General features: G+C 50.8%; 1 protein-coding gene. It reads left to right on the plus strand.

The genetic code is table 11. The annotated features are described in order from the left end of the window. Positions 1 to 34: 34 nt before the first annotated feature. Positions 35 to 211, plus strand: coding sequence for a hypothetical protein (locus tag IV91_RS17695; protein WP_200874459.1), 177 nt, complete (start codon positions 35 to 37; stop codon positions 209 to 211). Positions 212 to 303: the final 92 nt, after the last annotated feature.

Here is a 303-nt window from a genome sequence, read left to right on the forward strand (position 1 = left end):
TAGCGGTACTACCGATGCCGGAAGGAGATAACGTATGAGTCATTACAAACCTTACCCTGCCTACAAAGATTCGGGGGTGGAGTGGATTGGGGAGGTGCCTGAGGGTTGGGATGTTGCAAGAATCAAGCGTGTCTCATCCTTGAGAACTGAACGTTGGGTATTCTGGACCAACGTGATCGGTCATTCTGGTTATCGTGACCGCCTGTTCTGATTTATCGTGACCGATTTGGCGGGTTTCCGGAATCTTCGGTCACGATGCCGGAATGACGTTGTACGATGAGGTAATGGTGTTACGCATGGACC

It is taken from the genome of Ferrovum myxofaciens, assembly GCF_000735045.1.
GTDB lineage: Bacteria > Pseudomonadota > Gammaproteobacteria > Burkholderiales > Ferrovaceae > Ferrovum > Ferrovum myxofaciens.